Origin of the sequence: Rubrivirga marina (genome assembly GCF_002283365.1) — a bacterium.
GTDB lineage: Bacteria > Bacteroidota > Rhodothermia > Rhodothermales > Rubricoccaceae > Rubrivirga > Rubrivirga marina.
Window position 1 is genome coordinate 2,565,673 of sequence record NZ_MQWD01000001.1, and the last position, 14,774, is coordinate 2,580,446.

14 protein-coding genes are annotated in these 14,774 nt (G+C 69.8%); all 14 read left to right on the plus strand.

Features of this window, described 5'->3' with window-relative positions:
• Positions 1 to 92 precede the first annotated feature (92 nt).
• The 14 genes from BSZ37_RS10520 to rpsC all read left to right on the plus strand — a co-directional run bounded on the left by BSZ37_RS10520 (position 93) and on the right by rpsC (position 14,762).
• The gene (locus BSZ37_RS10520) at positions 93 to 3,320 is read left to right on the plus strand and encodes a tetratricopeptide repeat protein (RefSeq protein ID WP_179299569.1); all 3,228 of its coding nucleotides are present in this window, start codon (positions 93 to 95) and stop codon (positions 3,318 to 3,320) included.
• 160 nt (positions 3,321 to 3,480) lie between these two features.
• Positions 3,481 to 5,598 (plus strand): ATP-dependent zinc metalloprotease FtsH, encoded by a 2,118-nt coding sequence (gene ftsH, locus BSZ37_RS10525; protein WP_095510510.1) that lies wholly within the window; start codon positions 3,481 to 3,483, stop codon positions 5,596 to 5,598.
• A gap of 269 nt (positions 5,599 to 5,867) precedes the next feature.
• Entirely contained in the window at positions 5,868 to 6,242 is a 375-nt protein-coding gene (gene rpsL / locus BSZ37_RS10530) for a 30S ribosomal protein S12 (protein WP_095510511.1), read from the plus strand.
• 142 nt (positions 6,243 to 6,384) lie between these two features.
• Positions 6,385 to 6,855 (plus strand): 30S ribosomal protein S7, encoded by a 471-nt coding sequence (gene rpsG / locus BSZ37_RS10535; RefSeq protein ID WP_095510512.1) that lies wholly within the window; start codon positions 6,385 to 6,387, stop codon positions 6,853 to 6,855.
• Positions 6,856 to 6,938: 83 nt separating this feature from the next.
• Positions 6,939 to 9,038, plus strand: a complete 2,100-nt coding sequence (fusA, locus tag BSZ37_RS10540) for an elongation factor G (RefSeq protein WP_095510513.1) — start codon at positions 6,939 to 6,941, stop codon at positions 9,036 to 9,038.
• 79 nt (positions 9,039 to 9,117) lie between these two features.
• Complete coding sequence (gene tuf, locus BSZ37_RS10545) at positions 9,118 to 10,305, plus strand: elongation factor Tu (RefSeq protein WP_095510408.1); 1,188 nt, start codon at positions 9,118 to 9,120, stop codon at positions 10,303 to 10,305.
• 67 nt (positions 10,306 to 10,372) lie between these two features.
• The gene (gene rpsJ / locus BSZ37_RS10550) at positions 10,373 to 10,681 is read left to right on the plus strand and encodes a 30S ribosomal protein S10 (protein ID WP_095510514.1); all 309 of its coding nucleotides are present in this window, start codon (positions 10,373 to 10,375) and stop codon (positions 10,679 to 10,681) included.
• Positions 10,682 to 10,739: 58 nt separating this feature from the next.
• Positions 10,740 to 11,360: a 50S ribosomal protein L3 gene (gene rplC, locus BSZ37_RS10555; RefSeq protein ID WP_095510515.1), complete on the plus strand. Its 621-nt coding sequence runs from the start codon at positions 10,740 to 10,742 to the stop codon at positions 11,358 to 11,360.
• Positions 11,361 to 11,364: 4 nt separating this feature from the next.
• Positions 11,365 to 12,051, plus strand: coding sequence for a 50S ribosomal protein L4 (gene rplD, locus BSZ37_RS10560; protein ID WP_095510516.1), 687 nt, complete (start codon positions 11,365 to 11,367; stop codon positions 12,049 to 12,051).
• A 5-nt stretch (positions 12,052 to 12,056) separates the two neighbouring features.
• Positions 12,057 to 12,350 carry a 50S ribosomal protein L23 gene (rplW, locus tag BSZ37_RS10565; protein WP_095510517.1) on the plus strand — a complete coding sequence of 98 codons (294 nt, stop codon included), beginning with the start codon at positions 12,057 to 12,059 and terminating at the stop codon, positions 12,348 to 12,350.
• 53 nt (positions 12,351 to 12,403) lie between these two features.
• Positions 12,404 to 13,234 carry a 50S ribosomal protein L2 gene (rplB, locus tag BSZ37_RS10570; RefSeq protein WP_095510518.1) on the plus strand — a complete coding sequence of 277 codons (831 nt, stop codon included), beginning with the start codon at positions 12,404 to 12,406 and terminating at the stop codon, positions 13,232 to 13,234.
• 5 nt (positions 13,235 to 13,239) lie between these two features.
• Positions 13,240 to 13,518, plus strand: a complete 279-nt coding sequence (rpsS, locus tag BSZ37_RS10575; protein ID WP_095510519.1) for a 30S ribosomal protein S19 — start codon at positions 13,240 to 13,242, stop codon at positions 13,516 to 13,518.
• 20 nt (positions 13,519 to 13,538) lie between these two features.
• Positions 13,539 to 13,928 (plus strand): 50S ribosomal protein L22, encoded by a 390-nt coding sequence (gene rplV / locus BSZ37_RS10580; protein WP_095510520.1) that lies wholly within the window; start codon positions 13,539 to 13,541, stop codon positions 13,926 to 13,928.
• Positions 13,929 to 13,952: 24 nt separating this feature from the next.
• Positions 13,953 to 14,762: a 30S ribosomal protein S3 gene (gene rpsC / locus BSZ37_RS10585; RefSeq protein ID WP_095510521.1), complete on the plus strand. Its 810-nt coding sequence runs from the start codon at positions 13,953 to 13,955 to the stop codon at positions 14,760 to 14,762.
• Positions 14,763 to 14,774: the final 12 nt, after the last annotated feature.

Consider the following 14,774-nt stretch of genomic DNA (forward strand, 5'->3'; position numbering starts at 1 on the left):
CGACCCCCGACCGCCCGGCGTCTCCGCTACCCCGCTTTCCGTTTCCCCTCGTGGTCTCGATGCGCCCCGCGTCGTCGGTTCGTTTGTCGTCTGTGCTCCTCGCCCTCGTCGGGCTGGGGATCGGTCTATCCGGGTGCAAGGCGGGGTCGCCGCTGCACAGCCGGTACAACAACTTCCGGGCGTACTACAACACGTTCTACAACGCGGAGCGATCGCTGGAGGAGGGGGAGGGCGCCCTGGAGCGCTCGGCGGTCACCATCGACCGGAACCAGTTCGTCGCCGTCTTCCCCGTGACGACCGGCGCGGCCACCGCCGGCCCGTTCCAGGAGGCCATCGACAAGAGCGCCGACCTGCTCCGCGAGCGGCCCAGCTCGAAGTGGGCCGACGACGCGCTCCTCGTCATCGGCAAGGCGTACTTCTACCAGCGCAACTTCGCCGGGGCGGACCAGAAGTTCCGCGAGACGATGGCCGCGGCCGAGGCCGTCGGCGACGACCGGCTGGAGGATGAGGCCCGGTTCTGGCTTGGCCGGACGTACGCGGCCTCGAACCGGTTCGACGAGGGCGTCGCCGTGCTCGAAGAGGGGCTGGCCGACGAGGAGGGCGACCAGCGGTGGCACCCGCAGATGCAGCTCGCGCTCGGCGAGCTCTACGCCCGCGCCGGTCGGTGGGACGAGGCGGCCGAGGAGCTCCGCCTCGGCGCGCCCGAGGAAGGGGACGCCGACGTCGCCGCGCGGGCCTACGTGCTGCTCGGGCAGGTCGAAGAGCAGGCGGAGCGGTGGGACGAGGCGGCCCAGGCGTACACCGAGGCGCTCCGCCGCAACCCCGCCTACGAGCTGGGCTACGCGGCCCGCCTCGGCCGCGCGCTCGTCATTGGGCTCCAAGCCGGCCGACCCCGGGAGGGGCTGGACATCATCCGCGCGATGCGGTCCGACGACAAGAACTACGACCGGCGCGGCGAGCTGGCGCTCGTCGAGGCCCGCCTCCGCGCCGCCGACGGGCAGGCCGACCGCGCGCTCGGCCTCTTCCGCGACGTCCTCTACGACGAGACGCTCGCGGGTCAGAACGTGCGCGGGCAGGCCCACTACCGCCTCGCCGAGTTCTACCGCGACGCGCTCGACGACTACGTCCGCGCCTCGGCCCACTTCGACACGGCCGCCACGTCCCTCCGCGCGCCCTCCGGCGACGTCCGGCCGACGCGGGGCGCGATCCTCGACGTGTCGGGCGAGGCGCAGACGTACCGGGCGCTGGCCGAGACGGCCCGCCAGATCGCGGCGACCGACTCGCTCCTTGCCTTGGGAGACCTCTCCGAAGAGGCGTTCGAGGCGCGGATCGCAGAGATCGAGGCCCAGCGGCTTCGCCAGTACCGCGAGGAGCAGCGTCAGCTCCAAGAGGCTCGGACGGCCCAAGAGTTCAGCGGTGCCCCGGGCGTGATGGGTCAAGAGCGCGGGGCGGAGCGGGGCGGCGCCGCGCAGCCGACGCCGTCGGCCGACGCGGGCTTCCTTTCGTACCGTGCCCCGTCGTCGATCCAGGCCGGGCTCATCGCGTTCGAGCAGGCGTGGGGCGACCGACCGCTCGTGCCCAACTGGCGCCGCCGCGCGGCCATCCAGGCGGGCGACGTGGCCTCGGCACGCGGCGTGATCGAGGGCGAAGTCGAGGGTGGGTTCGGCATCAACGAGGGGCCGCCGCCGCTCGACCTCAGCGAGGTCCCCCGGACGCCGGCCAAGCGCGCCGAACTGGTGACGGAGATGGCCGGTCTCCGCTACGAGCTCGCCAACGCGTTCTTCCTCTCGCTCGGGCGCGCCGACACGGCCGCCGCGCTCTACCGCACGATCCTCACCGACACGCCGGACCTGCCGGTCGCCACCCGGGCCCGCTACGCGCTGGCCGAGATCGAGCGGGCGGCGGGCCGGGAGGACGCCGCGCGGCCGCTGTACGAGGCCGTCGTCGCCGCCGACTCGTCGGCCCTCCGGCGGGCGTCGCGCCTCCGCCTCGGTCTCGACGAGGAGGGGGGGGCGGCCGACACGAGCGTCGCGTCGTCGCCGGCCTACGACGCGATTCGCCAGCGATGGCGCCGGGGCGATCCGCTCGGCGCGACCGAGGCGTTCGTGGCCCTCGGCGACGCGGACCCCGATGCCGGCGTCGCACCGCGGGCCTACCTCGCGGCCGCCATCGCGTACGCAGAGTGGGCCGGTCGGGACTCGACGGCCCTGGTTCGACCGCTGCCCGACAGCCTGGTCTCGGCCGTCCTCTTCTCCGTCGCCGACTCGCTGTCGACGGTGGAGATGGCCGAGGCCGCGGCGGCCTACGAGGCCGAGCGCGCCGCCGAGGCGGACTCGCTCGCGGCCCCGGCCGATTCCGTCGCCGCTCCGGCCGCCCAGCCCGACGCGCCCCTGCGAGACGGCGTGCAGCCCGTGGGCCTCCCGGACGACGAGCGGCCGGTCCTCCGTCCCCCTGGAGACGACGACGAGCAGCCGATCCGGCCGATTCGCGCCGAGCCCGATGACGTGGTCGACGAGATTCCCCCGGCTGACGACGACCGGCCTCTCGTGCGCCGTCCTGAGAGCCTCGGTGGTCCCGGCGCGCGTCGTCCGACCCCGGCCCCGGTCGCGCGCGCCACACCGGCCGCTCCGCTCGAGCCGCAGGGTCGGACCGCGCTCCCCCTCGTCGACTCGACATCGTTCACTCTGCGACACCACCTCCGGGCGATCACGTCCCGGTACGCTGGGACGCCGGCTGCCGTGCGGGCGGCTGAGCTCGTCGCCGCGCTCCCCGCGCTGCCGCCGTTCGACCCGTCCGAGCTTCGTCCCGAGGCCGACTCGGTCGATGCGGAGGGGCTCCTCGCTCGGGCTCTCGCTGCGCCACCGCCGCCGGTGCAGGCGGACTCGACGGTCGCCGTGGACTCGACGGCGGCCCCCGACACGTCCGCGCCGGAGCCCAGGCCCGTGCCAGCCGATGACGAACCCGTGGCCCAGGTCTCGACCACCGCCCCGGCGCCCGCCACCGTCGGCGGACTTCGCGGCGAGGGCCCGCTCGATCCGAGCGCCGGTGGGTTCACGTGGCGCGTCCGGACACTCTCGATACCGGGTGAAGGCGAGCAGATGGTCGACGTGCTCACGCGCGCCGGTTTCAAAGCAGCGATCCTCCGAGAGACGGGCGGCGGGGCGTACGTCATCGCCATCGGTTGGTTCGAGGAGGAGGTGCAGGCCCGAGCCGCCCGCGACGCGCTGCCGGCCTGGGCTCAGCTTCGAGGCGAGATCGTTGCGCTCGCGGGCTATGAAGCTCTCCCGGAGTCCGAAACGTCGCGAGACGACGGGCCGTAATCCTCGCGTTACCGTCGTCCGTAGGTTTCCAGCGGCGCCCGCTTGGGGGCGCCGTGGCCTCACCCGGAGGAACCTCCCCCCAAGGGTCGTGTACCGGCCTCCTTTGTATTGATCCGACCGCGCGGGACTCCGCGCACGCGCCTCGCGCGCACGATTCCCTATGGCTTCCCCCCCGCGATCCCCCCAAAACCCCCGCGACGGCCAGTCCGACCGGAACGGGGGCGGTGGTGGCAAGCGTCCCCGGCTCTCCCTCGGGACGTTCTACCTGTTCGTCCTGATCGCCCTGCTCCTGCTCGCCGTGCAGACGTTCGTCGCCGGCGGCGGCGGGTCGTCGGAGGTCGAGTACTCGACGTTCCTCGAGCAGATCGAGGACGGGTACGTCCAGTCGTTCGAGGTCCAGGACCGCGTCGACATCCGGGGCACGTACACCCAGGAGGCCGTCGACGAGGGGGCCGTCGAGGTCGCCCAGCCCGAGCCGTCGTTCGGCCGCCAGCCGGACGCCGACGCCGGCCGCCGCTTCCGCACCACGAAACCCGACGACCACGACCTCACCGATTACGTCCAGGGCATCAACGAGCAGCGAACGGCGGCGGGCCAGGATCCGGTCGGGTTCGAGGCCGACTACACGTCGAGCATGTGGAGCGGCCTGCTCTCGTGGGTCATCCTGTTCGGCTTCCTCGCGCTGTTCTGGATCTTCGTGCTCCGCCGGATGGGCGGGCCGGGGCAGCAGGTCCTCAACATTGGCAAGAACAAGGCGACGCTCTTCGACCAGACCGAGGGCGCCCCCATCACGTTCGAGGACGTGGCCGGCCTCGACGAGGCCAAGGAGGAGGTCGAGGAGGTCGTCCAGTTCCTCAAGGACCCGCAGCGGTTCACGAAGCTCGGCGGCAAGCTCCCCAAGGGCGTCCTCCTCGTCGGCCCTCCGGGCACGGGCAAGACGCTCCTCGCGAAGGCCGTGGCCGGCGAGGCCGGCGTCCCGTTCTTCAGCCTCTCCGGCTCCGACTTCGTCGAGATGTTCGTCGGCGTCGGCGCGGCCCGCGTGCGCGACCTGTTCAAGCAGGCCAAGGAGAAGGCGCCGTGCATCATCTTTATCGACGAGATCGACGCCGTGGGCCGGTCCCGCGGGCGCGGCGCCATCATGGGCGGCAACGACGAGCGGGAGAACACGCTCAACCAGCTGCTCGTCGAGATGGACGGGTTCAACACGGACAAGGGCGTGATCCTGATGGCGGCCACGAACCGCCCCGACACGCTCGACTCGGCGCTCCTCCGCCCGGGCCGGTTCGACCGCCAGATCCTCATCGACCGGCCGGACCGCCGCGAGCGCGCGGCCATCTTCCGCGTCCACACCGAGAACCTCACGCTCTCGCCGGACCTCGACGTCGAGCTCCTGGCGGGCCAGACCCCGGGCTTCGCGGGCGCCGAGATCGCCAACGTCTGCAACGAGGCGGCCCTGCTGGCGGCCCGCGACGGCAAGGACGCCGTCGAGATGATCGACTTCGAGCGGGCAATCGACCGCGTGATCGGCGGGCTCGAGAAGAAGAACAAGCTCATCAGCCCCGACGAGAAGAAGATCGTCGCGTACCACGAGGCCGGCCACGCCGTGGCCGGGTGGTTCCGCGAGTACACCGACCCCGTCGTCAAGGTGTCGATCGTCCCCCGTGGGATGGCCGCGCTCGGCTACGCCCAGTCGCTCCCGGAGGAGCGCTACCTCTACACGAAGGAGGCGCTGGTCGACCGGATGGTCATGACGATGGGCGGGCGCGTGGCCGAGGAGATCATCTTCGGCCAGATCACGACGGGCGCGCAGAACGACCTGGAGAAGATCACGAAGATGGCCTACGCGATGGTCGTGGACTATGGGATGAGCGAGGAGATCGGCTACGTCTCGTTCAACCTGTCCGGGCAGCAGGACCAGCCGATGTTCGACAAGCCGTTCTCCGACGACCTCGCCCGGCGGATCGACGGCGAGGTCAAGCGGATCATCGACGACGTCCGGGCGCAGACGCGCGTTCTTTTGGAGGAGCGGGGCGACGAACTCGAGACCCTGGCTCAGGCACTCCTGGAGAAGGAGGTGCTCAACGAGAACGACCTCAAGGAGGTGCTCGGCGAGCGGCCCTACAAGCGCGTCACGCACGACCCCGGCGTCGACGCCGAGGGCGAGCCGGTCAACCTGCCCCCGGGTCCCGCGGCGGCCGGCGACGGCCAAGCCTCAACCGAGCCGACGCCGATCGACGATCCTGACGCGCTCCCCGACCCCGGCTCAGTCGGTCCCTGACCACCCGCCTCGGCGAACGGAGGGTCGAGGTGAGCGCAGGCTGAACTGCGCTTGAGGGGGAGGTGGGTTCGCTTGGTCGATTGATACAGACCAGTTGCCGGACTCCATCCAAGCTTCGCGGTCTGGGCGGTCGGATGGGCGGTCGGGGCGGGGAATGTGAAGGTCCGAACATGGGGATTCGGCGGGGAGCCCGGTATGTTGAGGGTTCCGAAACGCGCGCGAAGGCCGGTCGCCGATCGCGCACTCCTCAGACTCGAGACCGCACCGCAGTGCCTACGATCAACCAGCTCGTCCGCAAGGGCCGCACGCCGAAGCGCAAGACGTCGAAGTCGGCCGCGCTCCAGGGCAACCCGCAGCGCCGCGGCGTCTGCACCCGCGTCTACACGACGACGCCGAAGAAGCCGAACTCGGCCCTCCGGAAGGTGGCCAAGGTCCGCCTGACGAACGGCTACGAGGTCATCGCCTACATCCCGGGCGAGGGCCACAACCTCCAGGAGCACTCGATCGTGCTCGTCCGTGGCGGCCGCGTCAAGGACCTCCCGGGCGTGAAGTACCACATCGTTCGTGGCGCGCTCGACACGGCCGGCGTCGCCGACCGTCGCCAGAGCCGCTCGAAGTACGGCGCCAAGAAGCCGAAGGGCTGAGCCCCAGGCCGCGGAGCCTCCGGTCGTCGCCGACCGGCTCCGGGCCGCCTGCCTCGGCCGCCGCGCCGAGGCGCTCCGACCACTCCCGTCCACGCTGATCGCCGGCGCCCAGCGCCCGTGCGGATCGCCGACTGAAAACCCCATGCGCAGGAAGCAAGCAGACAAGCGGATCCCCACCCCGGACCCGATCTACGGTGACGTCACCGTCGCCAAGTTCATCGCCGCCGTCATGCGCGACGGCAAGAAGTCCGTGGCCCAGGGCCTCGTCTACGGCGCCTTCGACCTCATCGAGGACCGGACCGGCGAGCCCGGCGTCGAGGTGTTCCGCCAGGCGCTCACGAACGCGGCCCCGCTCGTCGAGGTCCGCAGCCGCCGCGTCGGCGGCGCGACCTACCAGGTCCCGATCGAGGTCCGCCCCGAGCGGCGGACGTCGCTCGCCTTCCGCTGGCTCCTCCAGTACGCCAAGGCTCGCGGCGACAAATCGATGGCCAACCGGCTCGCGGCCGAGCTCATCGCCGCCAGCCGCGGCGAGGGCGGTGCCGTCAAGAAGAAGGACGACACGCACCGGATGGCCGAGGCCAACAAGGCGTTCGCCCACTTCGCCCGCTTCTAAACCGCATCGTCACGCGCGGGGCCGCCGACTGACGGCCCTCGCCCGTTCCACCTCGGTCCCCCCGACCACACCGAGACCCCACCATGGCCGACCTCACCGGCAAGACTTTCTCGCTCGAGAACACCCGGAACATCGGGATCTCTGCCCACATCGACGCGGGCAAGACCACGACCACCGAGCGCATCCTGTACTACACCGGCCGGACGCACCGGATCGGTGAGGTCCACGAGGGCGGCGCCACGATGGACTGGATGGAGCAGGAGAAGGAGCGCGGCATCACCATCACCTCGGCCGCCACGACGGCCGAGTGGAAGGACCACCGCATCAACATCATCGACACGCCCGGCCACGTCGACTTCACGGTCGAGGTCGAGCGTGCGCTTCGCGTCCTCGATGGCGCGGTCGCCCTGTTCTGCGCCGTCGGCGGCGTCGAGCCCCAGTCCGAGACGGTCTGGCGGCAGATGGACAAGTACAACGTCCCCCGCATCGCGTTCGTCAACAAGATGGACCGGACGGGCGCCGACTTCCAGAACGCCGTCGCGATGATGAAGGACCGGCTCGGCGCCAACGCCGTGCCCGTCCAGATCCCGATCGGCGACGGCGACATGTTCCGGGGGGTCATCGACCTCATCGAGAACAAGGCCATCGTCTGGGACGACACGACGCAGGGCGCGACCTGGGACGAGATCGACATCCCGGAGGACCTCAAGCCGACGGCCAAGAAGGCCCGGATCAACCTCCTCGAGGCCGTCGCCGAGCACAACGACGACCTCCTCATGATGTACCTCGAGGGCGAGACGCTCCCCGTCGAGGACGTCAAGGCGACCGTCCGCGAGGCGACCATCGCCATGCACATCACGCCGGTCTTCTGCGGCTCGGCGTTCAAGAACAAGGGCGTCCAGCGGCTCCTCGACGGCGTCCTCGACTACCTCCCGAGCCCGCTCGACGTCCCGCCGATCGAGGGCCACAAGCCCCGGACGGAGGACATGGTCACGCGCGTCCCGGACCCCGACGGCCCGTTCGCGGCCATCGCCTTCAAGATCGCGACCGACCCCTACGTTGGCCGCCTGACGTTCGCGCGGGTCTACTCGGGCACGCTCAACAAGGGCGACTCGATCATCAACGCCAACACCGAGAAGAAGGAGCGGGCCGGTCGCCTCCTGTTCATGCACGCGAACACGCGTGAGGACATCGACCAGGTCAAGGCCGGCGACATCTGCGCCATCGTCGGGCTGAAGGACACGAAGACCGGCGACACGCTGTGCGACCCCGACTCCCCGGTCGTCCTCGAGTCGATGGACTTCCCGGAGCCCGTCATCAAGATCGCCATCGAGCCGAAGACGAAGGCCGACATCGACAAGCTCGGGACCGGCCTCCAGAAGCTCGCCGAGGAGGACCCGACCTTCAAGGTGTCGACGGACGACGAGACCGGCCAGACCCTCATCGCGGGGATGGGCGAGCTCCACCTCGAGATCATCGTGGACCGCCTCAAGCGCGAGTTCAAGGTCGAGGCCAACGTCGGCGAGCCCCAGGTCTCGTACCGCGAGGCGATCCGGTCGAGCATCGACCACAAGTACACGCATAAGAAGCAGTCGGGTGGCCGCGGCCAGTTCGCCCACGTCGAGATCGAGTTCTCGCCGGCCGAGCCGGGCACCGAGGGCCTCGAGTTCATCGACGAGATCAAGGGCGGGTCGATCCCGCGCGAGTTCATCTCGTCGGTCCAGAAGGGGATCGAGAGCGCGCTCGATCAGGGCCCGCTCGCCGGCTTCCCGATGGAGGCCATCAAGGCCCGGCTCTATGACGGCAAGTTCCACAACGTCGACTCCGACCAGCTCTCGTTCGAGATCGCCGGCCGGATGGCGCTCCGCGAGGCCGCGCGCCGCGCGAACCCCGTCATCATGGAGCCGATCATGCACGTCGAGGTCATCACGCCCGAGGAGTACATGGGCGACGTGATCGGTGACCTCTCCTCGCGGCGCGGCCGGATCGAGGGGATGGGCCAGCGCGGCGACGCCCAGGTCGTCAACGCGTTCGTCCCGCTCTCCGAGATGTTCGGCTACTCGACCGACCTCCGCTCGAACACGCAGGGCCGGGCCATCTACTCGATGCAGTTCGACCACTACGAGGAGGTCCCGACCTCCATCGCGGAGGAGATCTCGGCGGCCGGCAAGGCCGCCGCATAGTGCCCCACTCGGCCCGCCTCGGCAGCGAGGCGGGCCACCCCACTCTCTCAGACAAGACTCAACCCAGACCAACAGAATCATGGCGAAGGAGCAATTCCAGCGGACGAAGCCGCACGTGAACGTCGGGACGATCGGCCACGTCGACCACGGCAAGACGACGCTGACGGCGGCGATCACGAAGGTGCTCGCCGAGGCGTCGGGCGGCGAGGCGAAGAACTTCGAGGACATCGACAACGCCCCGGAGGAGCGGGAGCGGGGGATCACGATCGCCACGGCCCACGTCGAGTACGAGACGGCCGAGCGGCACTACGCCCACGTCGACTGCCCGGGCCACGCGGACTACGTCAAGAACATGGTGACGGGGGCGGCCCAGATGGACGGGGCGATCCTCGTCGTCGCGGCGACCGACGGGCCGATGCCCCAGACCCGCGAGCACATCCTCCTGGCCCGCCAGGTCGGCGTGCCCTACATCGTCGTGTTCATGAACAAGGCGGACCTCGTCGACGACGAGGAGCTCCTGGAGCTCGTCGAGATGGAGGTCCGCGAGCTCCTCTCGAGCTACGAGTTCCCGGGCGACGACCTCCCGGTGATCCAGGGGTCGGCGCTGGGGGCCCTGAACGGGGAGCCGGAGTGGGTGGCGAAGGTCGACGAGCTCATGTCGGCCGTCGACGCGTACATCCCGACGCCGGAGCGGGCGGTCGACCGGCCGTTCCTCATGCCGGTCGAGGACGTGTTCTCGATCACGGGCCGGGGGACCGTCGTGACGGGCCGGGTCGAGCGGGGGTCGATCAAGGTGGGGGACCCCGTCGAGATCGTCGGGATGCAGGAGGAGAAGATGACGTCGACGGTGACGGGCGTCGAGATGTTCAGGAAGCTCCTGGACTCGGCCCAGGCCGGGGACAACGCGGGGATCCTCCTCCGGGGGATCGAGAAGACGGCGGTCGAGCGGGGGATGGTCCTGACGAAGCCGGGGGCCGTCACGCCGCACAAGCGGTTCGAGTGCGAGGTGTACATCCTGTCGAAGGACGAGGGGGGCCGGCACACCCCGTTCTTCAAGGGGTACCGTCCCCAGTTCTACTTCCGGACGACGGACGTGACGGGGGACATCGAGCTGGCCGAGGGGGTCGAGATGGTCATGCCGGGGGACAACACGCAGTTCACGGTGGACCTCATCGTCCCGGTGGCGATGGAGGAGGGGCTCCGGTTCGCGATCCGCGAGGGCGGGCGGACCGTGGGGGCCGGCGTCGTCTCCAAGATCCTCGACTAGAACACACACACGCGGGGGGCGGCCGGTCCCATCTTGACCGGCCGCCCGCACGCCTCACCCAGCCACAATGGCGAACCAGAAGATCCGGATCAAGCTCAAGTCCTTCGACCACACGCTGGTCGACAAGAGCGCCGAGAAGATCATCCGCACGGTCAAGTCGACTGGCGCGGTCGTGAGCGGGCCGATCCCGCTGCCGACGCGCAAGAAGATCTTCACCGTGCTCTCGGGCCCGCACGTCGACAAGAAGGCGCGCGACCAGTTCGAGACGCGCGACCACAAGCGGCTGATCGACATCCTGTCGACCTCGTCGAAGACCGTCGACGCGCTCATGAAGCTCGAGCTTCCGAGCGGCGTCCACGTCGAGATCAAGGTCTGACCCCGCTGGCGATCGTCGCCAGCGTTCCTACTTCCCGCTTAACTAACCACACGGTTCAATGAGCGCCATCCTCGGCCGCAAGGTCGGAATGACAAGCGTCTTCGATGAGTCCGGCCGCCAGACGGTCGTGACGGTCATCGAGGCCGGCCCCTGCGCCGTCACGCAGGTCAAGACGCCCGACACGGACGGCTACTCCGCCATCCAGCTCGGCTTCCAGGACAAGAAGGCCAAGCGGACCACGAAGGCCCTCCAAGGTCACTTCGAGGCCGCCGGCGTGTCCCCCAAGAAGCATGTCGTCGAGTTCCGCGACGTCGACCTCGACGTCGCGCTGGGCGACGAGGTGACCGTCGACGTGTTCGCCGAGGGCGACCGCGTGGCCGTCTCCGGCACGTCGAAGGGCAAGGGGTTCCAGGGCGTCGTTAAGCGCCACGGGTTCCGCGGCGTCAACGACGCCACGCACGGCCAGCACAACCGCCAGCGGGCGCCGGGCTCCATCGGCCAGGCCTCCGACCCGAGCCGCGTGTTCAAGGGCACGCGGATGGGTGGGCGGACCGGCGGCGAACGCGTGACCGTCAAGAACGTCCGCGTCGTCCGCACGCTCCCCGACAACAACCTGATCCTGGTCAAGGGCGCCGTGCCCGGCCACAAGAACGGGATCGTCGAGATCCGCAAGGCCTAGAACGATGAAACTGACTGTCTACACCCGCGAAGGCGCCGAGGCCGGCCGCGAGGTCGAGCTCGACGACGCCGTCTTCGGCCTCGAGCCGAACGACCACGCCATCTGGCTCGACGTCCGCGCCATCCAGGCCAACAAGCGCCAGGGCACGCACAAGACGAAGGAGCGGAGCGAGGTCTCGAAGTCCCGCCGCAAGCTCTACCGCCAGAAGGGCACGGGCAACGCCCGCGCCGGCGACGCCAAGAGCCCGCTCCGCAAGGGCGGCGGCACGATCTTCGGGCCCAAGCCGCACGAGTACCGGCTCCGCGTCAACCAGAAGACGAAGCAGCTCGCTCGCCGGAGCGCCCTGAAGTACAAGCTCGACGGCGACGCGCTCCGCGTGGTCGAGGCCCTCGAGCTCGACGTGCCCAAGACCCGCGAGGTCGTCGGCATGCTCACGGGCAACGGCGTCGAGGGCAAGGCCCTCGTGCTGACGGCCGGCCGCGACGACGTGTTCTACCGCTCGGCCCGCAACCTCAAGGGCGTCCGCGTGCTCCCGGCCGACCAGGCCTCGACGCTCGACCTCCTCAACGCCAAGACGATCGTGCTCCAGGAGGGCGCCGTCGAGGCGCTGACCGAGGCGCTCCGCCCGGCCCAGAAGGCCACGGTCGCCGCGGACACGACCGACGCCCCCGAGGGCGACGACAACGCCTAGGACCCATGAGCCAGATCATCATCACCCCCGTCCTGACCGAGAAGTCGACGCGCCTGGCCGACGAGGGCCGGCACTACAGCTTCCGGGTCGCGAAGGACGCCAACAAGCTCGAGATCCGGAAGGCCATCGAGGACCGCTACCCCGACGTCACCGTCAAGGAGGTCCGCACGATGGTCGTCCGCGGCAAGCGCCGCCGCCAGTTCACCAAGCGCGGGCTGGTCCAGGGCCGCCAGGCCGCTTGGAAGAAGGCCGTCGTGACGCTGGCCACCGGCGAGATCGACTTCTACGAATCCGTTTAACCCACCAGGGCGCAAAGCCGGCGGTCGCCGTCGGCAGGTAAGCCCTCCTCACTATGGCTATCCGTAAGCTCAAGCCGACCACGCCCGGTCAGCGGCACCGCTCGGTCTCGGCCTTCGACACGATCACGAAGTCGGAGCCGGAGAAGAGCCTGCTCGCCCCGCTGAAGCGGAAGGGCGGTCGCAACAACAACGGCCGCATCACGACGCGCCACCAGGGCGGCGGCCACAAGCGGCGCTACCGCATCATCGACTTTAAGCGGACCAAGGACGGCATCCCCGCCCGCGTCTCCGCCATCGAGTACGACCCGAACCGGAGCGCCCGCATCGCCCTCCTCGTCTACGCCGACGGTGAGAAGCGCTACATCATCGCGCCGGACAAGCTCGAGGTCGGCCAGACCGTCGCGTCTGGCCCGGACGCGTCGCCGGACCTCGGCAACTGCCTCCCGCTCCAGAACATCCCGCTCGGCACGCAGGTGCACGCGATCGAGATGAAGCCGGGCAAGGGCGCCCAGCTGGCCCGCTCGGCCGGCACGTACGCCCAGCTCACGGCGCGGGAGGGCAAATACGCCAACCTCAAGCTCCCCTCCGGCGAAGTCCGCCGCGTCCCGGTCGAGTGCCGGGCCACGATCGGCCAGACCTCGAACCCGGACCACTTCAACATCGACATCGGCAAGGCCGGCCGGAAGCGCTGGCTCGGCGTCCGTCCGAAGACCCGCGGCGTCGCCATGAACCCGGTCGACCACCCGATGGGCGGCGGCGAGGGCAAGGCGTCCGGCGGCCACCCCAAGTCCCCGACCGGCGTCTACGCCAAGGGGTTCAAGACGCGCAAGAAGAAGAAGGCGTCGAACAAGCTCATCGTCCGTCGCCGCAACGCGAAGAAGTAACCCCTATGGCACGCTCGCTCAAGAAAGGACCCTTCGTCCACTACAAGCTCCGCCAGAAGGTGGAGGAGATGAACGAGGGCGGCAAGAAGCGCGTCGTCAAGACGTGGAGCCGCGGCTCGATGATCACCCCGGACATGCTCGGCCACACGTTCGCCGTGCACAACGGAAAGCAGTTCATCCCGGTCTACGTGACGGAGAACATGATCGGGCACAAGCTCGGCGAGTTCGCTCCGACGCGCACCTTCCGGGGCCACGCCGGCGCCAAGAAGGACCGCCGCCGCTAACGACCTAGAACACCGAACCAATGGAAGCACGCGCCAAGCGGAAGTACCTCCGCATCAGCCCGCGCAAGATGCGGATCGTGGCCGACGTCGTCCGCGGCAAGAACGCGCAGCAGGCGATCGACACGCTCGAGTTCATGCCGCAGAAGGCCGCCGCGATGGTCCGCCGGGCCATCCAGGACGCCTACGGCAACCTGATCGACCAGAACCAGGACGAGCGGATCGACGACGAGCGTCTCATCGTCAAGACCATCATGGTCGACCAGGCGCCGGTCATCAAGCGGTTCCGCCCCGTCTCGCGCGGCCGGGCCCACCCGATCCTCAAGCGCTCCAGCCACCTTACCGTCGTCGTCGGCACGCCCGATGAGAAGGAGCCCCGCTCCATCCGTCAGGGCGAGCGCGTCGAGGACTAACTCTTACACCCAGACAACAAGACCATGGGTCAGAAAACCAACCCCGTCGGCTTCCGTCTCGGTGTGATCCGAGGCTGGGACTCCAACTGGTACGCCGACGGCTCGTACTCCGACAAGATCGTCGAGGACCACGAGATCCGTCGCTACCTCGAGGCGCGCCTTAAGCGCGCCGGCCTCTCCCGGACCGTCATCGAGCGGACGCCGAAGCGGATCATCCTCACGCTCCACACCTCGCGCCCGGGCGTCATCATCGGCCGCGGCGGCTCCGAGGTCGAGAAGCTCCGCGAGGAGCTCAAGGCGCTGACGGCGAAGGACATCCAGATCAACATCAACGAGATCAAGCGTCCCGAGTTGGACGCCTCGCTGGTGGCGCAGAACATCGCGCAGCAGCTGGAGGGCCGCGTGTCCTACCGCCGCGCGATGAAGCAGGCGCTCGGCGCCGCGATGCGCATGGGCGCCCAGGGCATCCGCATCAAGCTGGCCGGCCGCCTCGGTGGTTCCGAGATGGGCCGCGTCGAGCAGTACCTCGAGGGCCGCGTCCCGCTCCACACGATGCGGGCCGACATCGACTACGCGCAGGCCACGGCCTTCACCATCCAAGGCACGGCCGGCGTCAAGGTCTGGATCTTCCACGGCGAGGTCATCGGCACGCCCGACCTCTCGCCCAACGCGACCGCCCAGCGCCAGCAGAACGCGGCGCCGAGCGTCCCCGAGCGCCGTCGTCGCGACGGTCGCGGCGGCGGGCGTGACGACCGCCGTGGCGGTCGGGACAGCGGCGGACGTGGCCGGGGCGGCAGCGGCGGTGGCGGTGGCGGTGGCGGCGGCCGACGCTAACCGAACCCTTCG